This is a genomic window from Haloechinothrix halophila YIM 93223 (assembly GCF_000504245.1).
Classification (GTDB): Bacteria; Actinomycetota; Actinomycetes; order Mycobacteriales; family Pseudonocardiaceae; genus Haloechinothrix_A; species Haloechinothrix_A halophila.
Window position 1 is genome coordinate 5,095,289 of record NZ_KI632509.1, and the last position, 24,210, is coordinate 5,119,498.

Annotated in this window: 29 protein-coding genes and 2 pseudogenes; 20 read left to right on the forward strand and 11 right to left on the reverse strand. The window is 66.3% G+C overall.

Features of this window, described 5'->3' with window-relative positions; translation table 11 throughout:
- Positions 1-43 precede the first annotated feature (43 nt).
- The 4 genes from AMYHA_RS23280 to AMYHA_RS23295 all read right to left on the reverse strand — a co-directional run bounded on the left by AMYHA_RS23280 (position 44) and on the right by AMYHA_RS23295 (position 3,446).
- The gene (locus AMYHA_RS23280; protein ID WP_034274571.1) at positions 44-673 is read right to left on the reverse strand and encodes an MBL fold metallo-hydrolase; all 630 of its coding nucleotides are present in this window, start codon (positions 671-673) and stop codon (positions 44-46) included.
- A complete protein-coding gene (locus AMYHA_RS23285) occupies positions 670-1,755 on the reverse strand; it encodes an S-(hydroxymethyl)mycothiol dehydrogenase (RefSeq protein ID WP_034274574.1) in 1,086 nt (361 codons plus the stop codon). Before AMYHA_RS23285 ends, AMYHA_RS23280 begins: the two co-directional genes overlap by 4 nt.
- Before the next feature lie 30 nt (positions 1,756-1,785).
- Positions 1,786-2,472: a hypothetical protein gene (locus AMYHA_RS23290; RefSeq protein ID WP_084037460.1), complete on the reverse strand. Its 687-nt coding sequence runs from the start codon at positions 2,470-2,472 to the stop codon at positions 1,786-1,788.
- Positions 2,473-2,666: 194 nt separating this feature from the next.
- Complete coding sequence (locus AMYHA_RS23295; protein ID WP_034274577.1) at positions 2,667-3,446, reverse strand: IclR family transcriptional regulator; 780 nt, start codon at positions 3,444-3,446, stop codon at positions 2,667-2,669.
- Between the two features lie 146 nt (positions 3,447-3,592).
- On the opposite strand from AMYHA_RS23295, the gene AMYHA_RS23300 reads away from it, so the two are divergent.
- The 3 genes from AMYHA_RS23300 to AMYHA_RS23310 all read left to right on the forward strand — a co-directional run bounded on the left by AMYHA_RS23300 (position 3,593) and on the right by AMYHA_RS23310 (position 5,861).
- Positions 3,593-3,958 carry a bifunctional 3-phenylpropionate/cinnamic acid dioxygenase ferredoxin subunit gene (locus AMYHA_RS23300; protein WP_034274580.1) on the forward strand — a complete coding sequence of 122 codons (366 nt, stop codon included), beginning with the start codon at positions 3,593-3,595 and terminating at the stop codon, positions 3,956-3,958.
- A complete protein-coding gene (locus AMYHA_RS23305; protein WP_034274582.1) occupies positions 3,955-5,142 on the forward strand; it encodes an NAD(P)/FAD-dependent oxidoreductase in 1,188 nt (395 codons plus the stop codon). Before AMYHA_RS23300 ends, AMYHA_RS23305 begins: the two co-directional genes overlap by 4 nt.
- 206 nt (positions 5,143-5,348) lie before the next feature.
- Positions 5,349-5,861: a DUF4262 domain-containing protein gene (locus AMYHA_RS23310; protein WP_034274584.1), complete on the forward strand. Its 513-nt coding sequence runs from the start codon at positions 5,349-5,351 to the stop codon at positions 5,859-5,861.
- A 125-nt stretch (positions 5,862-5,986) separates the two neighbouring features.
- Here the strand turns inward: AMYHA_RS23310 and AMYHA_RS23315 are convergent, their stop codons facing one another.
- Positions 5,987-6,346, reverse strand: a complete 360-nt coding sequence (locus AMYHA_RS23315; protein WP_034274586.1) for an ArsR/SmtB family transcription factor — start codon at positions 6,344-6,346, stop codon at positions 5,987-5,989.
- Positions 6,347-6,450: 104 nt separating this feature from the next.
- Between AMYHA_RS23315 and merA the strand changes: the two genes are divergently transcribed.
- Positions 6,451-7,863, forward strand: a complete 1,413-nt coding sequence (gene merA / locus AMYHA_RS23320) for a mercury(II) reductase (protein ID WP_034274588.1) — start codon at positions 6,451-6,453, stop codon at positions 7,861-7,863.
- 21 nt (positions 7,864-7,884) lie between these two features.
- Here the strand turns inward: merA and AMYHA_RS23325 are convergent, their stop codons facing one another.
- Complete coding sequence (locus AMYHA_RS23325; protein WP_051400235.1) at positions 7,885-8,349, reverse strand: hypothetical protein; 465 nt, start codon at positions 8,347-8,349, stop codon at positions 7,885-7,887.
- 247 nt (positions 8,350-8,596) lie between these two features.
- Here AMYHA_RS23325 and AMYHA_RS23330 point away from each other — a divergent pair, with 247 nt between their 5' ends.
- The 6 genes from AMYHA_RS23330 (at position 8,597) to AMYHA_RS23355 (ending at position 13,259) form a co-directional block, all read left to right on the forward strand.
- Positions 8,597-8,821, forward strand: a complete 225-nt coding sequence (locus AMYHA_RS23330) for a heavy-metal-associated domain-containing protein (protein WP_034274591.1) — start codon at positions 8,597-8,599, stop codon at positions 8,819-8,821.
- On the forward strand, positions 8,818-11,097 hold the full coding sequence (locus tag AMYHA_RS23335; RefSeq protein WP_196776952.1) for a heavy metal translocating P-type ATPase: 2,280 nt from the start codon (positions 8,818-8,820) through the stop codon (positions 11,095-11,097). Before AMYHA_RS23330 ends, AMYHA_RS23335 begins: the two co-directional genes overlap by 4 nt.
- A complete protein-coding gene (locus AMYHA_RS23340; protein ID WP_051400236.1) occupies positions 11,094-11,735 on the forward strand; it encodes a DUF7482 domain-containing protein in 642 nt (213 codons plus the stop codon). Before AMYHA_RS23335 ends, AMYHA_RS23340 begins: the two co-directional genes overlap by 4 nt.
- A 19-nt stretch (positions 11,736-11,754) precedes the next feature.
- Positions 11,755-12,180, forward strand: coding sequence for a heavy metal-responsive transcriptional regulator (locus AMYHA_RS23345; RefSeq protein WP_084037664.1), 426 nt, complete (start codon positions 11,755-11,757; stop codon positions 12,178-12,180).
- Complete coding sequence (locus tag AMYHA_RS23350; RefSeq protein WP_034274593.1) at positions 12,177-12,929, forward strand: methyltransferase domain-containing protein; 753 nt, start codon at positions 12,177-12,179, stop codon at positions 12,927-12,929. Before AMYHA_RS23345 ends, AMYHA_RS23350 begins: the two co-directional genes overlap by 4 nt.
- Before the next feature lie 129 nt (positions 12,930-13,058).
- Positions 13,059-13,259, forward strand: coding sequence for a hypothetical protein (locus AMYHA_RS23355; protein ID WP_034274595.1), 201 nt, complete (start codon positions 13,059-13,061; stop codon positions 13,257-13,259).
- Here AMYHA_RS23355 and AMYHA_RS28505 read toward each other — a convergent pair.
- A complete protein-coding gene (locus tag AMYHA_RS28505) occupies positions 13,245-13,541 on the reverse strand; it encodes a hypothetical protein (RefSeq protein ID WP_034274598.1) in 297 nt (98 codons plus the stop codon). The two genes, AMYHA_RS23355 and AMYHA_RS28505, sit on opposite strands and share 15 nt — an antisense overlap.
- 169 nt (positions 13,542-13,710) lie before the next feature.
- Between AMYHA_RS28505 and AMYHA_RS23365 the strand changes: the two genes are divergently transcribed.
- The 6 genes and pseudogenes from AMYHA_RS23365 (at position 13,711) to AMYHA_RS23390 (ending at position 18,444) form a co-directional block, all read left to right on the forward strand.
- Positions 13,711-14,490 carry a DUF427 domain-containing protein gene (locus tag AMYHA_RS23365; protein ID WP_196776953.1) on the forward strand — a complete coding sequence of 260 codons (780 nt, stop codon included), beginning with the start codon at positions 13,711-13,713 and terminating at the stop codon, positions 14,488-14,490.
- A gap of 50 nt (positions 14,491-14,540) precedes the next feature.
- Positions 14,541-15,086 (forward strand): annotated as a pseudogene (locus tag AMYHA_RS23370) (IS630 family transposase); the annotation flags it as partial.
- Between the two features lie 123 nt (positions 15,087-15,209).
- A complete protein-coding gene (locus tag AMYHA_RS23375; RefSeq protein WP_034277011.1) occupies positions 15,210-16,475 on the forward strand; it encodes an IS256 family transposase in 1,266 nt (421 codons plus the stop codon).
- Between the two features lie 93 nt (positions 16,476-16,568).
- Positions 16,569-17,129: pseudogene (locus AMYHA_RS23380) on the forward strand (IS630 family transposase); the annotation flags it as partial.
- A 24-nt stretch (positions 17,130-17,153) separates the two neighbouring features.
- Entirely contained in the window at positions 17,154-17,705 is a 552-nt protein-coding gene (locus AMYHA_RS23385) for a peroxiredoxin-like family protein (RefSeq protein ID WP_034274604.1), read from the forward strand.
- Positions 17,706-17,745: 40 nt separating this feature from the next.
- The gene (locus AMYHA_RS23390; RefSeq protein ID WP_034274606.1) at positions 17,746-18,444 is read left to right on the forward strand and encodes a DsbA family oxidoreductase; all 699 of its coding nucleotides are present in this window, start codon (positions 17,746-17,748) and stop codon (positions 18,442-18,444) included.
- A gap of 10 nt (positions 18,445-18,454) precedes the next feature.
- On the opposite strand, the gene AMYHA_RS23395 is transcribed toward AMYHA_RS23390, so the two are convergent.
- On the reverse strand, positions 18,455-18,892 hold the full coding sequence (locus AMYHA_RS23395) for a VOC family protein (protein ID WP_231104873.1): 438 nt from the start codon (positions 18,890-18,892) through the stop codon (positions 18,455-18,457).
- Between the two features lie 82 nt (positions 18,893-18,974).
- Between AMYHA_RS23395 and AMYHA_RS23400 the strand changes: the two genes are divergently transcribed.
- Together AMYHA_RS23400 and AMYHA_RS23405 are read left to right on the forward strand one after the other, a co-directional pair.
- Positions 18,975-19,625: a TetR/AcrR family transcriptional regulator gene (locus tag AMYHA_RS23400; RefSeq protein WP_034274610.1), complete on the forward strand. Its 651-nt coding sequence runs from the start codon at positions 18,975-18,977 to the stop codon at positions 19,623-19,625.
- Positions 19,626-19,835: 210 nt separating this feature from the next.
- Positions 19,836-20,285, forward strand: a complete 450-nt coding sequence (locus tag AMYHA_RS23405) for a nitroreductase/quinone reductase family protein (protein ID WP_196776955.1) — start codon at positions 19,836-19,838, stop codon at positions 20,283-20,285.
- 75 nt (positions 20,286-20,360) lie between these two features.
- On the opposite strand, the gene AMYHA_RS23410 is transcribed toward AMYHA_RS23405, so the two are convergent.
- Both AMYHA_RS23410 and AMYHA_RS23415 read right to left on the reverse strand, forming a co-directional pair.
- Complete coding sequence (locus AMYHA_RS23410) at positions 20,361-20,936, reverse strand: dihydrofolate reductase family protein (RefSeq protein WP_034270230.1); 576 nt, start codon at positions 20,934-20,936, stop codon at positions 20,361-20,363.
- 130 nt (positions 20,937-21,066) lie between these two features.
- Positions 21,067-21,399 carry a helix-turn-helix domain-containing protein gene (locus AMYHA_RS23415; RefSeq protein WP_034274613.1) on the reverse strand — a complete coding sequence of 111 codons (333 nt, stop codon included), beginning with the start codon at positions 21,397-21,399 and terminating at the stop codon, positions 21,067-21,069.
- A 156-nt stretch (positions 21,400-21,555) separates the two neighbouring features.
- Between AMYHA_RS23415 and AMYHA_RS23420 the strand changes: the two genes are divergently transcribed.
- Together AMYHA_RS23420 and AMYHA_RS23425 are read left to right on the forward strand one after the other, a co-directional pair.
- A complete protein-coding gene (locus tag AMYHA_RS23420; protein ID WP_034278574.1) occupies positions 21,556-21,987 on the forward strand; it encodes an Hsp20/alpha crystallin family protein in 432 nt (143 codons plus the stop codon).
- Between the two features lie 70 nt (positions 21,988-22,057).
- Positions 22,058-22,264, forward strand: a complete 207-nt coding sequence (locus AMYHA_RS23425; protein WP_034274615.1) for a hypothetical protein — start codon at positions 22,058-22,060, stop codon at positions 22,262-22,264.
- 233 nt (positions 22,265-22,497) lie between these two features.
- Here AMYHA_RS23425 and ltrA read toward each other — a convergent pair whose 3' ends face one another.
- Positions 22,498-23,760: a group II intron reverse transcriptase/maturase gene (ltrA, locus tag AMYHA_RS23430; RefSeq protein ID WP_231104874.1), complete on the reverse strand. Its 1,263-nt coding sequence runs from the start codon at positions 23,758-23,760 to the stop codon at positions 22,498-22,500.
- Positions 23,761-24,210 lie beyond the last annotated feature (450 nt).

Below are 24,210 nucleotides of genomic sequence, written 5' to 3' on the forward strand. Positions count from 1 at the left end.
GATACTCCTGGTGTGTCGTGGTTCGGGGAGAAGAGAGCGCCGGTCAGTGGCCCCGGCTGATCCAGTCGTCGAGGTGTGGAGCTTCCGCGCCGATCGTCGTGGTCGGTCCGTGTCCGGTGTGGACAGTCGTGTGAGCGGGCAGGGTGAGCAGCCTGGTGCGGATGGACTCGATGATCGTTCCGAAGTCGGAGCCAGACCTGCCGGTCGCGCCTGGTCCGCCCTGGAACAGCGTGTCCCCGCCGAACACCGCGGCCAGCTCGGGCGCGTACAGCGACACCGAGCCCCAGGTGTGGCCCGGAGTGGACAGCACCCGGAGCGCGGTGCCCGCGACCGTGATCTCCTGGCCATCGGTGAGCCAGCCGTCGGGCGCCCGGTCCGGATACACCGTGCCCCAGAACGCCTCGTCGTCCTGATTGATCAGCACCGGCGCCACCGTCTTGGCCGCGACCTCGCCCACCGCGTTGATGTGGTCGTTGTGGCCGTGGGTGCACACCACGGCCACGACCCTGCGATCACCGATGGCGTTCAGCACGGCCACGGCGTCGTGGGCCGGGTCGATGACGATCACCTCGGTGTCGTCGCCGACCAGCCAGACGTTGTTGTCGACCTCCCAGCTACCACCGTCGAGGCAGAACGTGCCCGACGTGACCACTCGCTCGATCCCGGCGCTCATAGCGTGACCACCGATCGCAGCACGCTGCCGTCGTGCATCGCGTCGAAGGCCTCTTCGACATCGTCCAGGCCGATGGTCTCGGTGACGAACGGCGACAGGTCGAGCCGTCCCTGCAGGTAGAGGTCGATCAGCATGGGAAAGTCCCTGCTGGGCAGGCAGTCGCCGTACCAGGACGACTTGATCGCCCCGCCCCTGGCGAACACGTCGATCAGCGGCAGCTCGACGGTCAGGTCCGGCGTCGGGACGCCGACGAGCACCGCGGTGCCCGCGAGGTCCCGGGCGTAGAACGCCTGCCGGAAGGTTTCCGGGATACCCACGGCATCGATCACGACATCGGCGCCGTTGCCGCCGGTGAACTCGCGAATCGACTCGACAACGTCCGCGGTGCCCGCGTTCACGATGTGAGTCGCGCCCATGCTCTGCGCCCACTCCAGCTTCCTCGGGTCGAGGTCAGCCGCGATGATGGTGGTCGCGCCCGCCAGGCGAGCGCCGACGATCGCGGCGTCACCGACGCCGCCGCAGCCGAGTACGGCCACGCTGTCTCCCCTGCCGACTCCCCCGGTGTTGATCGCCGCGCCGATCCCGGCCATCACGCCGCAGCCAAGCAAACCGGCGACCTCAGGACTTGCCCTGCGGTCGACCTTCGTGCACTGCCCGCTGTGGACCAGCGTCTTCTCGGCGAACGCGCCGATGCCGAGCGCCGGGCTCAGCGGTGTGCCGTCGGCCAACGTCATCGGCTGTGCCGCGTTGTGCGTGTCGAAGCAGTACCACGGCTCGCCACGACGGCACGCGCGACACGTCGCGCACACCGCACGCCAGTTCAGCACGACGAAGTCGCCAGGAGCCAGGTCGGTCACGCCGTCGCCGACCGCCTCGACAACACCGGCGGCCTCGTGGCCGAGCAGGAACGGGAACTCGTCGTTGATGCCGCCTTCGCGGTAGTGCAGATCGGTATGGCAGACGCCGCAGGCCTTCACCTCGACCAGCGCCTCGCCAGGGCCGGGGTCGGGCACCGTGATGGTCTCGACCGAGACCTTCGCACCTGCCACGCCCGCGACCACGCCTTGGACTGTCTGTGCCACGTCAACGATTCCTTTCTCAGATCCGGAGAGCTAAAGCGCGGCGTAGAGCGGGTGCTTCGCCGCGAGTGCTTCACAGCGGGAGCGCAGTCCCGCCAGGTCGGGTTCTGGCAGCAATGCGGCCGCGATGACGTCGGCTACCTCGGCGAACGCGGACGCGCCGAAGCCGCGCGCGGCCAGTGCGGGAGTGCCGATCCGGAGTCCCGACGTGATCATCGGTGGCCTCGGGTCGTTCGGCACCGCGTTGCGGTTCACCGTGATGCCGACATCGTGCAGTCGCTGCTCGGCCTGCTTTCTGTCCAGTTCGGACTGGACGAGGTCGACGAGCACGAGGTGCACGTCGGTGCCGCCGGTGAGCACCCTGATGCCGTCCGCGGCACAGTCGGCCGACGACAGCCGCTCGGCGACGATGCGGGCGCCGTCGACCACCCGGCGTTGCCGCTCGACGACGTCGACGTGCTCACAGCCGCCGTAGTAACGCCGCCCCGGGTAGCCCTCGGCGTACTTGTTCGTGAGCACTGAACCTTGCGCCTGCAGCACGGCTACCGGCGCGAAGTTCTCGGACGCGATCATCTCGAGCGTCGACCGTTGTCGGGCGAGTTCGTCGTCGATGGCGGCCGAGATCTCGGGATCAACGTGGTCGAGGAGCGTTTCCAGGCAGGCAGCATGGACCGAGGTCGAGGACACGGGACTCCTTCCGGAGAGACGAAAGTTGCGCATTACGCATCGCAGATCGCCATACGCAACGTTGTGCCGCCTAATGTGGAGCCCGTCGATGGCGCTGTCAAGAGGTGAACCGAAGATGTACGCGGAATGGCCGCACCGGGGGATGTCGGCGTCGTGAACGGTCCGGGCTGGACAGACAAAACGGGCGGCCCGCGAGGTATCGCGGGCCGCCCGTTCGGGAATCGGTGCTAGCGCATGTAGCCGAGCTGACCGGAGAGCTCGGCGGCGGCCGATCGAAGTTCGCGGGCGATCTGTCGGATTCGTTTGCGCGACAGCCGGTAGGCGGGCCCGGACGCACTGATCGCGGCCACCACGTCGCCGGACGGTCCGAGCACCTCGACCGCGACCGCGTGCAGCCCCGGCTCCAGCTCCTCGAAGCAGGTAGCGTAGCCATCCTCTGCCACGCGCTTGAGCACGGTGCGCAGCTCGTCCGGCTCGACGACAGTGCTCGGCGTGTACGCGGTGAGCTCGTCAGCGAGCACTTTCTCCTGGTCCTGCTCCGCCATCGAGGCGAGTAGCACCTTGCCGCTCGACGTCGCGTGGAGCGGGGTTCGCTGGCCGGTCCAGTTCTGCGCCGCCACCGCCGAGGTCCCTCGCGCCTGGCTGACGTTGATCGCGACCAGGCCGTCGAGCACCGCGATGTTGACCGTCTCTCCCAGCTTCTCGGCGAGCGATTCACACAGCGGCGTGCCCAGTCGGGCGAGATCGATCTGACCGGTCACCGCGCCCGCGAAGCGCAGCATCCCGATGCCGATGGTGAACCGGCCTCGTTCGCCGTGCTGCTCGACGAGGTCTCTCGTCTGCAGCGTGTAGACCAACCGAGAGGCCGTTGACTTGTGTACGCCCAGCTCATCGGCAATCTCGCTGATTCCGGCCTCGCCATCGCGCAGCAGCAGTTCGAGGATCTCGATCGCGCGGTCGACCGACTGCACTGTGACGGGCTCATTACTTCCAGATGAGTTTGCCATTACGCAACTGTAAGCGCTAAACGCAACTAGTGGAACCTTGACCCTGGATAGTCCTTGACGCGCCGGGGTGGCTTCGGCACTATCGCTAGCAGCGTGCTGTTGCGCATTACACACAGAGTTTCTTATAAAGCAACTGGAGGGCTCCGATGATTCCAGCCTGCGCCCTGACGGACCTGCCTCCGGGTGAGTCGGTCCGCATCCAGGCCGATGTGCCCATCGCCGTGTTCAACGCCGACGGCGACCTGTACGCGATTGACGACACCTGCAGCCACCAGGACGCCTCGCTGTCGGATGGCTGGCTGGAGGGGTGCTTCGTGGAATGCCCGCTGCATGCCGCCCTGTTCGACCTGCGCACCGGGATGCCGAGCTGCCTCCCCGCGAAGAAGCCGGTCCGCACCCACGTGGTGCTGGTCCACGACAACTACGTCTACGTGGACACCAGCGCGCACGAGCGCATCCACCAGCCGGCCGCCGAGCCCGTCGAGGCGACCGCGAGCGAGGCAGTCGCATGAGGACGGTGACCGTCGTCGGCGCCTCCCTCGCCGGTCTGCACTCGGTGCAGCAGTTGCGGCAGCAGGGCTTCGACGGACGCATCGTCGTCGTCGGCGACGAGCCGCACCGGCCCTACGATCGGCCGCCGCTATCCAAGGGGTTCCTGGCGGGGCGAGCCGCCGTCGACGACCTCTGGCTGTGCGACGAGGACGATCACGACGAGCTCGACGCGGAGTGGCTGCTTGGCGTCAGGGCGGAACAGCTCGATCCCGCCACCGGGCGAGTGCGGCTGTCGAATGGTGCGGAGATCGACAGCGACGGTGTGGTGATCGCGACCGGGGGCAAGGCCAGCCGCCTTCCCGGAACCGAGGACATGCGGGGACTGCACACAGTGCGCACCATCGAAGACGCGATCGCGCTGCGCGCCGAGCTGACCAGCGGCGCGGGCGAGGTGGTCGTGGTCGGCGCGGGCTGGATCGGCGCGGAGATCGCATCCACCTGTCACGAGTTCGGGCTTCACGTGACGCTGGTCGAGGCGGGTGATGTGCCGCTGTCACGCACCCTCGGCGACGCGATGGGGTCGGTGTTCGCCGCGCTGCACACCGACCACGGGGTGAGCCTGCGCTGCGGGAACCGGGTCGGCGGGATCACCCATGTCAGCGACCGGAACGGGCGGCGGGTCACCGGGATCTGGCTGACAGACGGGACCCAGCTGCCCGCCGACGTCGTCGTCATGGGGATCGGGATGCGACCGGCCACCGACTGGCTCGCCGGGTCGGGTCTCACCCTCGATAACGGCGTGTTGTGCGACCCCGGATGCGTCACCGAGCTGCCGTCGGTTGTCGCCGTCGGCGACGTCGCACGGTATCGCACCGCGACCGGCGGCACGGTGCGGCACGAGCACTGGACCAACGCGGCCGAACAGCCGGCGACGGCGATCCGCAACCTGCTCGCGGGCGCCACCGTCGAGCACTACCGGCCCAGCGGCTATGTCTGGTCCGACCAGTACGGGGTCCGGCTGCAGGTCGCAGGCGAGCTCGGCCAGCCGGACGAAGTCGAGGTGGTCGACGGTTCACCCAGCGACCGCAGATTCGTCGTCGCGTATCGCAGCGGCGGCGACACGGTCGGCGTGCTCGCCATGAACAACCCCAAGCTGTTCACCAGGATGCGCAAACAACTGGCGAACCGCGTCCCGTCTCCGTGACGACATTTCTCATTCGGCGTAGCGAATCATCGACAGCGATGACGGGGTACGCAGCCAGGCAAGCGCGGCGGCGTGTCCGTGTGGTGCGCACGGCCTGAGCTCAGCCCATGATTCGCACGGGCGCTGACACCTCACGTCGTCCGCGATTGTCGGTACCCACTCCTAGAGTTGTCGAATACAAGTTCGACAACTCTAGGAGGTGCCCCATGACCGACCCGCGGACCCAGGCGTGGCTTGACCAGGAGGACGCCAACATATCCGCGATCATCCGGCGATACGGCTGGTTCATCCAGTACGTCGGATCCGAGGGATGCGGCCATCCGGGCTGCGGTAGCGAGCTGGACGATGGCCCGCCATTCGCGTACACGATCGGACTGTTCGGCCTCGGCCACCCGGAGCTGCTCATCATCGGGGTCCCCATAGGGACCGCGCACGGGGTACTCAACGACCTCGGCGAACGCATCCGTGGCGGCGCGGATCTCGTCGCCGGCGAGTTGATCACCTTCGACGGCTGGCCGCACCGGATCATCCCAGAACCGGTACCGAACCCGGGGGACATCGTCTTCGGGGCCAACCGCCACTACCAACGGCCTCCCGTGTTCTCGGTTCCGGCACTGCAGCTGAGCTACGACGACAAAGCGGGCAAGTTCCCGTGGGAAGACTCCTACGCCGCGCCCGAGATGCAGCCCCGCCCCGGGACGTTCAACCCCGGCGGATGAGGAACCGGCCATAGCCGACTAACAGCCGAAAACGGACCACCTGAAACGGCCCTTCACTGTAAGGATCAGCATTGGCTGACACTGAACCCGACCAGTCCGCCAGGGCGCACAGTGCCTTCCCAGCCCTACGTGTCGATGCGCAGGCAGTTCGCGAGCGCGTCGACGTTGTCGGCGGCGAGCGATCGGGCCAGCATCACCAGCTCGGCCACCCGGGGATCGGTGACCTGGTAGTAGGCGAACCGGCCCGCGCGGCGTACCCGCACGTAACCGCAGTCGGCCAAACAGGCCAGATGAGTGGAAACTCGCCCCTGCGACAGACCGATATGGGCCACGCATTCGGTGACGGTGTGTTCCTCGTGCAGCAGGAACTCCAGCAACCGCAACCGCACCGGATCACCCAGCGCGCGGAAGAACTTGGCGACGATCTCCACTCCGCTCGCCTCCGACGGCAGCAGTGTGGATGGCACCGTGGATCGTCTGCTCACCGGCCAGCACTCCCTCCGCCCTTGTTGAGACATCCGCTCATGCAGATGCGACGTTTATATCATAGACTCATCCGCATAGACAGATATGAGAGCGGAGGACGTCAATGAGCTACGACCTGGCGATCATCGGTTCTGGCAGTGGGGCGTTCGCCGCCGCGATCAGCGCCCGGCGCAAGGGCAAGACCGTAGTGATGATCGAGCGTGGCACCGTGGGCGGAACCTGCGTGAACACCGGATGCGTGCCGTCCAAGGCACTGCTGGCCGCGGCCGAGGCCCGCCACGTCGCGCTCGACCAGCACTTCCCCGGCATCCACACCAGCGCAGAGCCGGTGGATGCCGCGGCGCTGTCCGGTGCCACCCAGGAGCTGGTGGCGAACCTGCGCACGGACAAGTACGTCGATCTCGCCGCCGAATACGGGTGGGACATCCTCGACGGCCAGGCACACTTCGTCGACGGTCCCTCGCTGCACGTTGACCTCGCCGACGGGCACCACACCAGGATCACGGCCGAGCACTACCTGGTCGCGACCGGCTCGACCCCGTACGTGCCACCGATCGACGGGATCGACGAGGTCAACTACCTCACCTCGACGACGGCCATGGCACTCGCGGCCCTGCCGGAATCGCTGATCGTGATCGGCGGCAACTACGTCGGCCTGGAACAGGCGCAACTGTTCGCCCACCTCGGCGTGCGCGTGACCGTGGTGGAGATGCTCGACCGACTAGCGCCGAACGAGGAGCCCGAGATCTCGGCTGGCCTGCGGCAGATCTTCACCGACCAGGGCATCACCGTGCACACCGGCACCACGATCACGGCCGCCGAGCGACGCGACGAGCAGGTTGTCGTCAGCCTGCGCGACGGCGACGGACACACCAGCACGGCGCGTGCCGACAACCTGCTGGTGGCCACCGGACGGACGCCGACCACCGATGGCCTGAACTTGCCCGCGGTCGGGGTGAAACTCGGCGCCCGTGGCGAGATCGTGGTCGACGACCACCTACGCAGTCACCACCCCAGGATCTGGGCCGCGGGAGACGTCACCGGCCATCCCCAGTTCGTCTATGTCGCCGCCGCGCACGGCGCGGTCATGGTCGACAATGCCTTCGACGGCGCGGGCAGGACTCTGGAATATCACCACCTGCCGCGAGTCACCTTCACCACCCCTGCCATCGCCGCTGCCGGGCTGACCGATACCCAGGCCGTCGAGCACGGCTACGACTGCGAGTGCCGGGTACTGCCCCTGGAATACGTACCGCGCGCCCTGGTCAACCGAGACACCCGCGGCCTGATCAAGCTCGTCGCCGAGCGCGGCACCGGACGACTACTCGGCGCCCACGTCCTCGCCGACAACGCAGGCGACGCGATCACCACCGCCGTCTACGCCCTCGCCAACACCATGACCGTGCACCAGATGGCCAACCTGTGGTGCCCGTATCTGACCATGGCCGAAGGCATCAAGCTCGCCGCCCAAGCCTTCACCCGTGACATCGCCACACTCTCCTGCTGCGCCTCTTGACGGCACGGGAACTGCATGTGGTCATGAGCGTGCGCGGCGGCGCAAGCCGTACAGCACACCACCGGCGATGAGGCCGAAGATGACATGGCCCATCAGGCTCATCCACTGGTCGCTACCGACCTTGAACACCATGTCGGACATCCCCGAATCGGCCGTGACCGACAGCCACAACGGCATGACGATCAACGCCCCGAGTACCCACCAGATAACGCCATACACCACTCCAGCGCCGAGAACCGCGGCGATCTTGTCGGCGAATCCCCACGCGAGCAACCCGAAGATGGCTCCGATGACCGCCGAGTTGACCAGATGCACCAGGAAGCCAACGAAGGCGTTCTCCACGCCGATGAGCATGCCCACCATGGGCAGCATGTCCATCATGGCCATGAGCATCCCGAACACGACGCCACCGACAACGCCGGCGATGGCACCGTTGACGAGACGGGCTCCGAACCCAGCTTGGGTGATGTGAGCGGTAGTGGACACGATAGAAGCTCCTTTCCCGGGCGGCACCGACTCTCGGTGCCGCCCTCACCGTGGCCGCATCCACCAAGGAGTTCGGTTACACGCGTAACACAACGCGATCCGCGTGACACGATCGTGACGTGCGAAGTGTGCGTACTCGTGTCGACAGCTGACCACCTCCGTGGCCGCATCTCAGCGGCCCACTGGATCGGTCTTGACCTTCCAGTCGACTGGAAGGTCAACACTGGTCTTACGGAAGGGAGGCAGCATGGCAGAACGACGCTTTACCGTGAGCGGTATTCACTGCGGCGGATGCGCCAGCAACATCGAGACCGGCTTGCGGCGCCTGGATGGCGTGCGGCGAGTCTCCGCCGATCCGGATACCCAGGTGGTGCGGGTCCGTTTCGATGACCAGAGCCTTGACGCCGACGCCGTGGCCGCACGCTTGGAACGGCTCGGGTTCCCGGTCGCCGATGCCGGGCGCGATTCGTGACAGCCACCGACGAGGCCGGTGAACCCGACTCGGGCCGGTTGCAGGTCACGATCGGGGGGATGCACTGCTCGTTCTGCGCACACACCATCGAGCGCGCGGTGGGGCGCATGGACGGCGTCGAGCAGGTGAGTGTGTCGCTGGCGCACGAAGAAGCGCTGGTCGTTCACGATCCGCAGCGGGTGCGGGCAGGACAGGTCCGCGAGCTGCTGCGCGACCTCGGGTACACGATCCGCGATCCGCGCAAGGTCGCCGCGCTGGCCGAGGCCGAAGCAGAGCTCGCGGAAGCGCGATGGCGGCTGGCCGCCGCCGCTGCGGCGACGGCGATCGCGAGCTGGTTGATGCTGCTGATGCTGGCCGGGTACCACTTCGCGCTGCTGCCGTGGATCATGCTCGCGCTGGCGATCCAGGTGGTGTTCGTGGCGAGCTGGCCGTTCTTGCGGATGGCGGTGGCGTCACTGCGTCGCGGGATCCTCAACCAGCACGTGCTGATGGTGGTCGGCGCGCTCGGTGGTATCGCTGGCGGACTGATCGGCCTGGTGGAGCCGACGTTTCCGGCCGCGCACTTCCTAGGGGCCGCGATATTCATCGCCACCTACCATCTGCTGTCCTCGTTCGTCTCGATCAAGGTGCGCGCCCGCTCCTCGGAAGCGGTGCGCAAACTGCTCAACCTGCAACCGCCGGTGGCACGGGTCGTCCGCGACGGGACCGAGCAGGAGCTGTCCATCGACGACGTCGCCGTTGGTGACCTGGTCCGCGTCCGCCCCGGCGAAGCGATCCCGGTCGACGGTCTCGTGGCCGGCGGAGCCTCCAGCGTGGACACGTCGATGGTCACCGGCGAACCCATCCCCGAGGAGAAGACATCGGGCGATGAGGTGATCGGCGGGAGCGTGAACCAGACCGGCACGCTGCTGGTCGAAGTCAGCAGAACCGGCGGGGACAGCTTCCTCGCGACCGTGGTGCGCTACGTCGAGGAGGCCCGTGCGCTCAAGCCGGGGCTTCTCGCGCTGGTGGATCGCATCCTGCGAGTGTTCGTGCCCGCGGTGCTGCTCATCGCCGCGAGCGCGCTGCTGTGGTGGACGCTCGGCGCGTGGCTGGTCACCGGGTCAGCCGATGTGCGCCGCGGCGTGTTCGCCGCGCTGGCGGTGGGGGTGATGGGCTATCCGTGCGCGCTGGGCATGGCGACCCCGCTGGCGATGATTCGCGGTGGCGGCGCCGCGGCCGAGCGCGGCATCCTGATGCGCTCGGCTGACGCCTTTCAGGTCTTCGGCCGCATCGATACGGTCGTGCTCGACAAGACCGGCACCCTCACCCAGGGCGCGCCCCGCGTGACGAGCGTCGTGACCGCTGCCGGACGCGACGAGCACGAGATGCTGCGGCTGGCCGCCGCCGTCGAAGACCCCTCGGAACATCCGCTGGCGCGCGCGATCGTCACCAGGGCCGAAGCGGACGACATCGACATCGCCGAGGTGCGTGACTTCCAGGCCAGGGTCGGCGAGGGCGTGTCCGGCTCGGTCGCAGGCCATCGGGTCATCGTCGGCAAGGCGAGCCTCGCCGCCGCCGACGGGCTGGACGAGTTGTCCGCGCGGGTGGCCGATCTCGAGGCCAGTGCCCACACCGTGGTCATGGTGCTGGTCGACGACACCGTGTGGGGCGCGATCGCGATCGCCGATCCAGTCAAGTTCGAAGCGGCCGACACCATCGCCGCGTTGCGCGAACGCGGCATCGACCCGCTCATGCTCACCGGCGACAACCAGCGCACCGCGACCGCCGTCGCCGAGCAGGTCGGCATCAGCACTGTGCACGCGGGTGTCCGGCCGGACGGCAAAGCCGAGCAGGTACGCGCGCTGCAGGCGGCAGGGCACCGTGTGGCGATGGTCGGTGACGGGATCAACGACGCGCCCGCGCTGATGCAGGCCGACATCGGCATCGCCATCGGCGCGGGCACCGACATCGCCATCGAGAGCTCCGACGTCATCCTCATCGGACACCGGCTCGCGGCCGTCGCCGACGCGTTCGACGTGGCCCGCGACTCCTATCGGCGGACCAAGCAGAACCTCGCGCTGGCATTCGCGTTCAACGGCATCGGCGTGCCGCTGGCTACCACCGGACTGGTGCACCCCGCCTGGGCCATGCTCGCGATGGCCACCAGCGTCACCGTGGTGCTGCTCAACTCCTTCGGCCTGGCCGCGCTCTCCCCGCGCGCCTGGCGCCGGTTCGCCACTCCGATCGGGGCACCCAGCGACCACCACCGCGACAGCCAAGGAGCCCACGCATGACGTCACCGCGTGAGACCACCGACGAGACCGCGACCGAACCAGCGCGGCGTCACTGGCCCTGGTGGGTGCCGTGGACGGCGGCGCTCGCCGTCGCCGCCATCGTGATCGGCGTCGGCAGCTGGATCGTCACCACCCAGGATGACGCAGACGACGCAGGAGCCATGGCTGGCATGAGCGATGGCATGAGCACTGACACGGGTGCGCTACCACCTCCGGTGACCGGGTACTACGACGGTGAACGAATTCAGTTCCTGCACACCGAAGCTTCCGACGCCGAGGTCGCGACGACCCTGACCGACATGATGGGCGGCTCCCCTGTCGTCCACGTGCCTTCACTGGCCGAGGTGAGCGACAGGCTCGTCGCACCCGTATACGTGTTCACCAATGGCATCCAGCCCGACGACGACCGTGGCCCGTTCGGCTTTCAACCCGACGTGTTCAGCACCGTTCCCGGCGATCCCGGCTACACGCCGCTGCGGGCGGTGCACCTGGTCGAATGGCAACCCGATGCCGAACCCGCCCTGCTCACGGCCGCTGACGACATCCAGCAGGCACAGCGGGCGGGCGACATCGCCGTCACCGAACCCGGGATCGTGGTGAACATGCCTATCACCATCTGGCCGGGCGGGCGGCGATAATGGAACCGAGGTGAACGACATGCGCATCGGCGAGCTCGCGGGCCAGACCGGCGCCAGCCCGAAAACCATCCGCTACTACGAGAGCATCGGGCTGCTACCCGAACCAGCGCGCACCCATGCCGGATACCGTGCCTACACCGAGCACGACACCGATCGGCTGGTGTTCATCAAGACCGCACAGCGGCTGGGACTGCGGCTCGACGAAATCCGGGAAATCCTGGCGCTCCGCGATCAGGGTGAACGGCCGTGTGACTACGTCAGGCAGACCCTGCGACGCCAGGTCAACGAGATCAATCAACACATCGCCGACCTGCGGCGGCTCCGCGACGAACTCACCGCGCTTGACGCACGCGCGGACGAACTCATCGACACCGACACCGAACACGGTTGCCCACTCATCGAGCGCGCACACGGCGCACCGACCACGCGGATCGACCCCGCGTGACCGAGTGGCGCGACTATGTCGGCGAGTTCCATGACCACCGGCCCGCCATCACCGAACGGCTACTCACGCGCACTGACCATTCGCCGTACGAGTGGCTGGCCGAGCCACTGCGCGGCATCGACGAGCCCATGCTGGACCTCGCGTGCGGATCCGCGCCGACTCGTGACCACCTGCCCACCGCGCACTGGGTCGGTCTCGACTTCTCCGCCGCCGAGCTCGCCGCCGCCCGCGAGGCAGGCCGGGGTCCCCTCGTGCGGGCCAGCGCCGACGCACTCCCGCTGCGGGACCGCTCGCTCAACGCGGTGTGCGCCGCGATGTGCTTGCCAGTGGTAACCCCGCTGGACGACGTGCTCGGTGAGCTGAACCGGGTGATGCGGCCGGGCGCCACGCTGGCGGCATTGGTTCCCGCCGGGCTAGGTCTGTCACCGGCGGGCTGGCTCGGTTGGCTCACCGTGATGCGGGCGCTCGGCATCCGAGGGCAGCCTTGGCCCAACCCAGAGGCGCGCGACGGTCTCGCCCGCCTGCTACGCACGCACGGCTTCGACATCGTCAGCGACGACCGGCGCGTCTTCCGCCTGGACCTGACCGCACCAGACAGTACGGATTTGCTGGTCGACTCGCTCTACGTGCCCGATCTCGACCCACATCGGGTCGACGACGCGAAGCGGATACTGCGTCGCCGCACGACGAGCCGCCAACGACTGCCGTTGCCACTGCGCCGGGTCGTCGCGTCAATGCCTGCCCCGTGAGCACGCGGCGGCACCTCTCCCGGTGAGGCAGCGACCAGCATCCAGGCAGCGCCCGATTCGCGAGAATCATTCATGTACCACGGTGACAGCGCGACTACCATGGCCGTAGCAGGAGAAAGGAGCAGCCAGATGGGTGAGGTCGCGTACCGATCGCATGTCAGTGTCGAGCGAGACAACGGCCCCCTCCGCTGGGCGACGCTCCCGGCTGAGCCGGAGCCGATCGCGTTCGGCGTGCACGGTGCGGTCGCCGAGCATTACGGCGTGAGCCCGCAGGACAGCCCGCCGCACGCCACCACGCTCGACTACGTCGTCGCGTCAGCCGCTGGTTGACTGGCTGGCACATTCGGGGGCGCGCTCGAAGCGCGCGGCATCCCCGCCGGAGGCGGTCGTCTCCGGGCCGACGCGGAAGGCGAGATCGAGTTCGAAGGCAGCGTGCTGGTACTCAAACGCATCCACGTGCGATACCGGCTCACCGTCGACGCCGACGCGGACACTACGGTCATCGAGCGGGTTCACGGCTTTCATGCCGACAAATGCCCGGTCGCCCGCAGCGTGCGCGGTGCCATCGAGATCAGCACCGAGGTCACGACTGAAGCAGCGTGACGCGAGCATCCCTTCTGACGCTATGACCGGCGGTCAATGGCGATGCGCGGGCCAGGGCGTCACCGGACAGCGTCCGGCGTCGTCATACGCCGGTCGTGTCATCCCGCTGACAATCGCCGCAGCACTCCCGTGTTGCCGATGGTGAAGTGGCCGTCAGTATCGAAGCGGGAGGAAGGCCATGGCAGAGCCGTACGACGTCAGCAGCCCGCCCAGCGGTCACCCCGCTTTAGCCGCCACGGACGCTGGTGCCGTACACGTCGAAACCAGCACCAAACGGGTCCGTGCGATGCTCGCGGGACACGTCGTCGCGGACTCCGCCCAACCACTGCTCGTATGGGAGCGGCCGCACCATCCCGCGTACTACTTTCCGCGCCAGGACGTGCGCACCGAACTGATCGGTCCCGCCGAACGCACGGAGCACCGGGCCGGGCTTGGCGAAGCACATCTGCACACCCTCAAGCTCGGCGAGCGTGAGGCACCCGAGGGCGTGATCACCTACCCCGATTCGCCCATCGAGCGGTTACGCGATCACGTCCGGTTCCGATGGAAAGCGGTCGACTCCTGGTTCGAGGAAGACGAGGAAATCTACGTCCACCCACGCGATCCCTACACCCGGATCGACATTCTCGTGAGCTCACGTCACGTGCGAGCGGCCATCGGTGGAGTGATGATCGCCGAATCGCACCAGCCTCGGCTGCTGTTCGAGACCAACGTGCCAACACGGTGCTACCTACCAAAGATCGACGTCCGGATGGACCTGCTCGAACCCAGCGAAACTAGGACCCGGTGCCCCTATAAAGGCACCGCGGAATACTATTCGGCACGGATTGGTGACACCCTCCATCCCGATGTCGCATGGTCGTATCGGACACCGTTTCCGGAAAGCCAGAAAATCGCGGGCTTGATCGCGTTTCATGACGAGAAAGCCGATCTCATCGTCGATGACGTGCGGCACTAGTGTCGCGTGTCGATAGTGGTTTGACGGTTCGGTGAGTGTCAGAATGCGGCATGGCGAATCGTGCTGCGGCTGCTCTGGTGTTGCGTGATGGTGATCGTGAGCGGCTGGTGTCGTTGACGCGGAGTTCATCGGTGCGTGCTGGGCTGGTGCAGCGGGCTCGGATCGTGTTGCTGGCCGCCGAGGGGGTGTCGAATACGGCGATCGCCGAGCGGGTGGGGGTGTCGCGGCCGACGGTGATCAGTTGGCGGGAACGCTACGAGAGTTTGGGTATCGACGGTTTGCACGATGAGCCGCGCTCGGGTCGGCCGCGGGCGATAGATCATCGCCAAGTCGTGGCGGCGACGTTGAAGCCGCCACCGAAGAAGCTCGGGGTGACGCACTGGTCGAGTCGGCTGTTGGCTGCCCGGCTGGGAATCAGCAACGGCACGGTGGCCCGGGCGTGGCGCGCGTACGGCGTGCAGCCCTGGCGGGCCGGGACGTTCAAGTTCTCCACCGACCCGGAGCTGGTCGCCAAGGTCACCGATGTGGTGGGGCTGTATCTGGCGCCTCCGGAGAACGCGATCGTGCTCTGCGGGGGTGCAAGATCTTTTGTGGAAGTGGGCGGGCCATGATCATCGGTGGGCCGGAGGGTCCGGGCCGGTGGAAGGGAACGCTACGTGACGACGGACAAGGCGCAGGATGCGGTCGAGGGCTCGGCGGCGGAGGAGGCTTCGCGGCGGTTGGCGGAGCTGGTCTCGCCGGAGGGTATTGATCGGATTCTGGCTGACGCGAAAGCGTCGGGGACGCCGTTGGATGGCCCGGACGGCATTCTGAATCAGATGAGTAAGGCGGTGATCGAGCGGGCGTTGGGCGCGGAGATGCATGAGCATCTCGGGTACGCGAAACACGACGCTGCGGGACGCGGAACGGGCAATTCCCGCAACGGGTATTCGGCGAAGACGGTCACCACCAACACCGGTAAGGTCCAGATCGAGGTTCCGCGGGACCGCACGGGCGGGTTTGAACCGCGGATCGTGAAGAAGCATCAGCGTCGGCTCGGCCAGATCGATGACATGATCTTGTCGCTGTATGCGAAAGGGATGACCACCCGCGATATCAAGGATCATTTGCTCGAGGTGTATGGCGCCGAGGCGAGCCACGAGCTGATTTCGAATGTGACCGATGTGGTGCATGACGAGATCAAGACGTGGCAGAACCGTCCGCTGGACCAGGTGTATGTGATCGCCTACATCGACGCGCTGGTGGTCAAGATCCGCACCAACGGGGTGGTGATCAACCGGCCGGCCTACATCGTCACCGGTGTCGACGTCGACGGGTTCAAGCACGTGCTGGGTGTGTGGATCGGCCCCACCGAGGGGGAGAGCAAGGCCCACTGGCTAGCGGTACTGACCGAGGTGAAGAACCGCGGCGTGGAAGACGTACTGATCGTGTGCTGCGACGGGCTGACCGGACTGCCGGACGCGATCCGCACTGTGTGGCCGAAAGCCGAGGTGCAAACCTGCGTGATTCATTTGATCCGGAATTCGATGAAATACGTGTCCTATTCCGACCGCAAGAAGGTTGCCGCCGCGTTGAAACCGATCTACACGGCCGTCAACGCCGAAGCCGCCGAGATAGCGCTGGAGCATCTCCGTAAAGAGTGGGGCACGAAATACCCAGGCATGCTCGCCGCGTGGGATCGCGCCTGGGAAGACTTCACTCCGTTCCTCAAATACCCGAAAGAAATACGAAAAGTGGTGTATACCACTAACGCGATCGAATCATTGAATTTTCAACTGCGGAAAATCATGAAAAACAGAGGACATTTCACCACCGAGGACGCCGCGATGAAGCTGCTTTATCTCGGCATCCGACACGTCACCGGACGCTACATCGACGGTGACGGTCATGTTCGCGCCAAGGGCGAACGCGGCACCGGCACTTACGGGTGGAAAGCCGCGCTCAACCACTTCGCCGTCCTCTTCGGCGACCGGCTCGTCCTCTAACGCGCCGTCACACACAGTGACGGATTCGACCACTCATCAAAAGCAACGAAAAGGATAAACAGGCCCAAACATCCACAAAAATCTTGACACGCTGTGCTCTGCGTCGATGAGAAGTCGCAGGTCCAGGCGCTGGATCGGACTCAGCCGATGCTGCCGATGCAGCCCGGACGTCCCGAGCGGCGGACCCACGACTACGTCCGCCACGGCACCACCACGCTGTTCGCCGCGTTGGAGATCGCCACCGGCACGGTGACCGCGGCCTGCAAACCAAGGCACCGGCATCAGGAGTTCCTCGCCTTCCTCAAGCAGGTCGCCAAGGCCTATCCCGATCGTGAACTGCATCTGGTGATGGACAACTACGCCACCCACAAGCGCGTCGAGGTCCGCGACTGGCTGGCGGCCAACCCACGGATCCACGTGCACTTCACCCCGACCTCCGGGTCGTGGCTCAACCTGGTCGAGGTGTGGTTCGGCATCATCGAACGCCAAGCCATCCACCGCGGCAGCTTCCGCTCCGTGCGCGACCTCAACACCAAAATCCGCGCCTTCATCACCGGCTGGAACGACCGCTGCCACCCCTTCATCTGGACCAAAACTCCAGACCAGATCCTGAAGAAAGCAAATCGTCAAACGACTTCAAACACGCGACACTAGCTCGAGTTCCCACTAAGGAGACCCATGCGACGACCTGTTCACGCTGGCGACCGGATTGACTCCCTGACGTTGTCCGACGTCGACGGCCAACCCGTCGAGCTGGCGGCACGGCTCACGTCGCCCGCGATCGTGCCGCTGGTGCGCTACTTCGGGTGCATGCCGTGCCAGGCGTACCTGCGTGAGCTCGAAACCAAGCGGGAACTACTTGAGGGCTGGGGGTTCGTGCTGCTCGGTGTCGGCGGCGCGGCCGACTACCAGGCGCGCCATCTCATGGCCAACGGCATCGGATTCCCACTGCTGCTCGATCCGGAACATCGGCTCTATGAGACGTTGAACATCCACCGCATCCGGTGGTGGAAGCTACTCAGCCCCGCGACCTGGTGGAAGTATCTCCGGTCGGCGCGCCACGCCCGCCAGGGCCGAATCACCGATCACCCGCTACAAGCCCCCGGACTTGTCATCCTCGGCACCGACGGCACCATCCACTACCTGTATCGAGGCGAAACCCTGGGGGACTATCCCGCGCTACCTGAGCTGATCGAGACGGCCAAGCGTATCGCGGCCACTGCGAACTAGACCCAGGAAGACACCAGGGCCTCAGCGTGTTGCACCGGGTATGAGGATCGACATCTGGTCGGACATCGTGTGCCCGTGGTGCGCGATCGGCAAAGCCCACCTTGACCTCGCACTCGCCCAGTTCGAGCACGCCGACGAGGTCGAGGTGGTGTGGCGCAGCTTCGAGCTCGACCCCGCCGCCCCTGCCGTCCGCGAGGGCGACTACGCCGAGATGCTCGCCCGCAAGTACGGCACCTCGGTCGAGGGCGGCCAGGACATGGTGCGACGCATGACCAACACCGCCGCCCAATCCGGCCTGCGGTTCCACCTCGATCGTGCGCGACCAGGCAACTCCTTCGACGCGCACCGGCTCGTCCACCTCGCCGCCGACCGAGGCAGGCAGCACGCCGTGAAGGAGCGGTTCCTGCGCGCCTACCTCACCGAGGGCGAAGCCATCGGCGAGCACGACACCCTGCAACGGCTCGCGACGGACGCCGGTCTCGATCCCGGCGAGGTGCGCGACGTCTTGGCCTCCGACGCCTACGCCGACGCGGTACGTGCCGACGAACGCGCGGCAGCCGACGTCGGCATCAGCGGCGTGCCGCTGTTCCTCGTCGACGGCAGGCTGGCCATACCGGGCGCGCAATCCAGCGACATCATTCTGCAGACGCTGCGCAGGGCATGGCGCGAACGCCAACCGGTCACCGTGGTCAGCGAGCAGACCGCCGACGGGCCAGCATGTGGCCCCGACGGCTGCTGAAGCACATGACTCACGCACCGCTTTCGGCCTGGCCGACCCGGCGCCCGTAACCGGCGCGACCGGTCTGGTCTATGCCGTGCGACTCCCAGGAGTACAGATGAAGCTCGATGCGATCCGGGTCGTGAAGCACCAGCAGCCAGCCGATGGACGCGTCGATGACGGGTGAATGAGCGATGCCGAGCGCGTCCAGATACTCCGCCCACGCCTCGATGCCGGCGCGATCCCGCACCGCGAAACCGACGGGATCGAAATCCTGGCATCCCTGCGCGGCCGACGCGTTCTCCCGGAAGGCGACCAGCGTATCGCCGAAGCCGGGCAGCTCCCCGGCAACACCCCGCACCACGCCGTCGCCGTCCGGGAACTCGAACAGGGCGCGGAACCCGAATACGCGCTCGTACCACGATTGCGAGCGCGGCAAGTCGGTGACCGGGATCTTCACGTGATGCACGCCTGCAAGCGAAGGACGTGTCATGTCTGCCTCCGGGATATTCGCCGCAGTTATACTGCGGTCAAATGATAGAATGACCCACATGTCCGATTCAGTCAAGCGGCACTATCGGTCACCACGACGGGAAGCGGCCGCGGCAGCCACCCGGGCCCGCATCCGGCACGCCGCCGCCGGGCTGTTCGTCGAGCGTGGCTATATCGCCACGACGATGAAGGAGGTCGCTGCAGCCGCGGGCGTCGGGGAACGAACGCTCTACGACGCCTTCCCCACCAAAGCAGCGCTGTTCGGGCACACCCTCGGCGTGGCGACGGTCGGCGACGAGGAACCGGTTCGCGTGGCCGACCGGCCCGACATCATCGCGGCACGAGAAGCACCGGACCCGACAGTGGCGGTCAGGCAGTTCGTCGCGTACGTCGTGCCGCTGTTCGAACGCGCGGGCGATCTCATCATGGTCAGCGTCGAGGCAGCGGGCGCCGATCCGGACATGCGCGCCATCGCCGACGCGGGCGCCGCGGCCACGCTCGAGGTGTGCTCGGCGTTCACCGCGAGACTCCACGAGCGGGGCGTCCTGCGAGATGGCCTCGACGCCGCAACGGCGGCCGACATCGTGTACGCCCTCTCCGCACCGCACTTATACCAACTATTACGACGCCACCGACGCTGGAGCCGCCAGCGCTACCAGTCATGGCTCGAAACCAGCCTCAGCCAGCAACTACTGCGCCCGCTGCGGTGACGGGATTCATGTCCGGATCACGGCTCGATGCTCTCGACTGCGCCGAGTGGGCCCGAAGTCCATCCGAACTGCGTCAACTCTGCCTGCCAGCTGCGGACACGGCTAGGCTGGCGTCCTATTCGTACTATTTGTGATCGCTGCCAGCCAGGCATATCGGGAGGCCGCCATGTCCGTCGAGCACGGGGAGATAGCACCGCGACTCCCGCCGCGTTGGTTCATCCGCACGGCCTGGTCGGTACACCGGGCATATACAAGGTCACGGCCGGCCGGCTCGGACTGTGGCGACCACGCGTCAACGGCTGGGGCACCCTGCGGCTCACCACCACTGGGCGCCGCACCGGCCAACAGCGCAGCGTCCTCATCGGGTACTTCGAGGACGGTCCGAACCTGGTCTCGTTGGCGATGAACGGGTGGGGTGAGGGCGAGCCATCCTGGTGGCTCAATCTGCAGGCATACCCGGACGCGACCGTCGATCTGGTCGGCGGGCGGCGGCTCGTGCGTGCTCACGCCGCGACAGCTGACGAGCGGTCGCGGCTGTGGGCCCGCTGGCGCGAGATCGAAACCAGCCTGGACGACTACGCGGCGCGACGCTCGTCCGAGACCGCGGTCGTCGTCCTCGAGCCAAGGCCCGGCGCATCGGACACGACGCGGGATCACTGATCCGCACCGACAAGCGAAACCCCGGGCCCTGCCACAGAGGACCTGGGGTTTCGCTATCGGCTCTGCCTCGGCGGGTCAGTGGATGACGTCGTAGACGAGTTTCTGGATGCCGTTGGGGTAGGTTTCGCTTTCGATGACTGTGAGCATGGTTTTGTCGGCGTCGGCGTTGCTGAATAGCCGCTTGCCCGCGCCGAGCAGGACGGGGAACACCAGCAGGTGGTAGCGGTCGATCAGGCCCGCGTCGGAGAGGTTGCGGTTCAACGTGGCGCTGCCGTGGACGATGATCGGCCCGCCCTCGGTTTCCTTCAACGCCGCCACCTCGTCCAGCGAGCGCAGGATGGTGGTCTCGCCCCAGTTGTCGACGAGGTCGTCGTCTTTGAGTGTTGACGACACGACGTACTTCGGCATCGCGTTGTACCCGGCGAACTCCTCGGTCATCGTCGGCCAGACCGGGCTGAACTGCTGGTAGCTGACCCGGCCCAGCAGCATCGCGGTGGCCTCGTCCTGCTCGCGACCCTTCAGTTCATAGACCTCGGGCTGGAAGTCGATGTCATTGAACGTCCAGCCCGCACTGCGGTGGTTCTCATCCGGGCCGGGGGCCTCGATGACGCCGTCCAGGGAGACGAAGGCGGTCGTGATCAGGGTGCGCATGGCTTCCTCCTCATAGTCAGGTGAACTCCCACTTCACCTGCTACGTCGGAGCCCACCACACCACTTCGACACAGCCGACGAACATTTTCTGATGAGATCAGACAGGCACCGATAACTCCCGCGCGACTGGCTACATAGCCGCGTCGTCATCATCGGACTGCTCGAGTTGCTCGCGTAGGTCGTCGATCTCTTCATGCGCGGCGGCGAGCTCATTCTCGAGCCCAAGGATTCGTGATGCCGCGGCGATGGTGTGGCCTTGGTCCAGCAAGTCGCGCATCCGGGCGACGGTCTCGAGCTGCCGCCGGGAGTAGCGCCGATGGCCACCTTCGGACCGCTCCGGCTTGACGATGTCCGCATTATCCAAATTTCGCAGGAAGGCCTGCTGCACGCCGAGCAGTGCCGCTGCCTGCCCGATCGTGAACGCCGGGTAGGCCGGATCGTCGAGCTTGTCCAGATCACTCACCCCGAAATGCTCCTCACGACAGGCGACTCATTCTCTCGTCGTATCCAAGATATCTTGTATAAACCATGAATAAAACCTATAGTTCTTGATGTAGGTATGAGTCAGAGGTGCCACCCGGCGGCACGTCCGCAGAAGGGAGAGTTGGAGGACATGTCGATGTTGATGCGTACCGACCCATTCCGGGAGCTCGACCGGCTTGCCCAGCAGTTCCTGGGTTACACCGGCACGTCGGCGAGGCCGGCGGCGATGCCGATGGACGCCTACCGCTCCGGCGACGACTACGTCGTGCAGCTCGATCTGCCCGGTGTGTCACCGGACTCGATCGACCTCGACGTCGAACGCAACGTGCTCACGGTCAAGGCAGAGCGCAAGGCCGAGTTCGGCGATGACGCCGATGTCCAGATCGCCGAACGACCGCGCGGTGTCTTCTCACGGGAGCTGTTCCTTGGCGACACCCTGGACACCGACAACATCAAGGCGGACTACGACGCCGGGGTGCTGACCATCCGTGTCCCGACGGCCAAGCAGGCCAAGCCGCACAAGATCGCCATCAGTGGAGGCGACGATCGCAAGAAGCTCAACGCCTAGAGTCGCGGGCGCTCTGGCCCCGGTGACAGCGACGGCGGCCGGAGCGCCCTCCCGGGAGGGAGGACACGCCATGAACGACGTCAAACCCCAGGCCGATGCGATCGAGCAAGAGCGCCCGGCCATCACCATCGTCGACGGCGACTCGCTCGACGACGCCAACCTGATCACCAGCGCCACACTGGACGCCAACCCGGCTGATGTCGCCGAGCAGCGGCGCCTCGTCCCTACCGACCCAGACGGCGTCACCGACGACACCAAGCAGGACGGCTCCCCCTGACTCACCGGTGGCTGACCGCGCACCTGATCTCATCGGCGACCATCGCCATCGTTGTGCGGGCGCGCTGCGGATCCTCGGTACGCGGCGAGGCGTGTACCCAGCCGTCTAGTCGCATGCTTCTTATTCGAACCAAGAGACGTCATGGCTCGGCTGAGAGTCGGGTGGCCCGGGGGAATCTCACCCCCGGGCTCCCTCAGAACGGAGCGTGACAGTCTCCCGTCACTCCGCTCTTCTCATCGCAGTCCCGCAAACGTGCGCACCCACCGCCAGTGGGTGAACAGTTCGGGCTCTCGATCGACGAGTCCGAACCACCACTGGGTGAAGCGGCGGTAGCCGCGCAGTCGCTTGTACTTCTTGCCTGCCCAGCGCATCAGGTAGGTGTTGATGCGCTGAAGGAGGGGATACATCTTCGACCGGTAGAACCGGCCATAGTAGTTAATCCAGCCCGCCACGATCGGGTTGATCGCCTCGGCGAGCTCGTCCAGGTCGTACCTGGTGCGTCGGTGGAGCCGCCAGCGGCGGACCTGCGCGTGCATCTTCTTGAGCGCGTCCTTGCTGACGGCAGGCTGGAAACTGACGAACAGCGTCCCGCCCTTGTCCACCGCTGCTCGCGGCTGAAACGTGTAGCCCAGGAACGTAAACGACGTGTGCTCGTACGCACCGCGCCGATTGTTGTCCTTGCAGTACACGATCCGGGTCTTGTCGGGATGCAGTTGCAGCCCCAGACCCTCCAGCCGCTCGGCCAGCGCCGCCCGCACCTGGCGGGCTTGGCGCTCGGTCACACAGTGCACGACCGCATCATCGGCGTAACGTTCGAACTCCACGGTCGGGAACTCCCGAGCCAGGAACATGTCGAACGCGTAGTGCAGCACCACATTCGCCAGGACCGGGGAGACCGCCGATCCCTGCGGGGTACCGCGATCCCGCTCGACCAGGGTGCCATCGGGCAGCTGCAGCGGCGCTGTGAGCCACCGCTTCACATACAGCAGCACCCATTTGCGGTCGGTATTGACCTTGACCGCCTTGACGACGAGACCGTGATCCAGCGAGTCGAAGAACTTACGGATGTCAAGATCGAGCACCCAGTCCTTCTTCCAACACCGCGTCCGGCACCGGGCCAGCGCATCATGCGCGGACCTGCCCGGCCGATACCCGTAGGAGTCGGGATGAAAGATCGACTCCGTCCGGGGTTCCAACTGCAGCGCGACCACGGTCTGCGCGATCCGGTCCGCCACGGTCGGAACCCCAAGGATCCGGGTCCCGTCGCCATGCGGCTTCGGTATCTCCACCGCCTTCACCGCAGGCGGAAAATACGTCCCCGACGACATCCGATTCCAGATCTTGTACAGATTGTTCCGCAGATCGGTCTCGAACATCTCCATCGTCACGCCATCCACCCCAGCGGCACCCTTATTGGCCTTAACGCGCCGATACGCCTCCCACACCAGTTGCTTCGAAATATCAAACGACTTGTCCACCGGACCTGACTTGCCCACCCGTCTCCTCCCGCGAGGACAGCTGTCCCCGGGTTGCTCGTGCGACCAAATCCACGATGAGCCGGCCCCTTCGCTCCACCCCCATTACAGGGCTTCACCACTACTACGAGCCGGTCCGCCAGCGAGCGCCGCCTCGGTACTCAACGCCTCCGGTTTCCGCCGTCGGCGCGCTCCCTCTCGCACACCCGCACCGCCGGGTGTGGACGTGCAGTATCGACACTCGCCTTCCCACGTTCCGCGCAGGAGCCGCAGACCAGACTCACGCCGCCTTCATGCCGGACACCACCTGGCCAATAAGTGGGCACCCACCAGGCTCATCCCGGGAACTCAACTTCTCCCCGGTTTCGATGCCACCTAATAGTTTCGACACCTCAACAGCGGTTCGCTCGCGCTCGTCTTCCTGATCCCCACCTGACACCTCTCGGGTGCCTTTTCCTCATCGCTCACCAC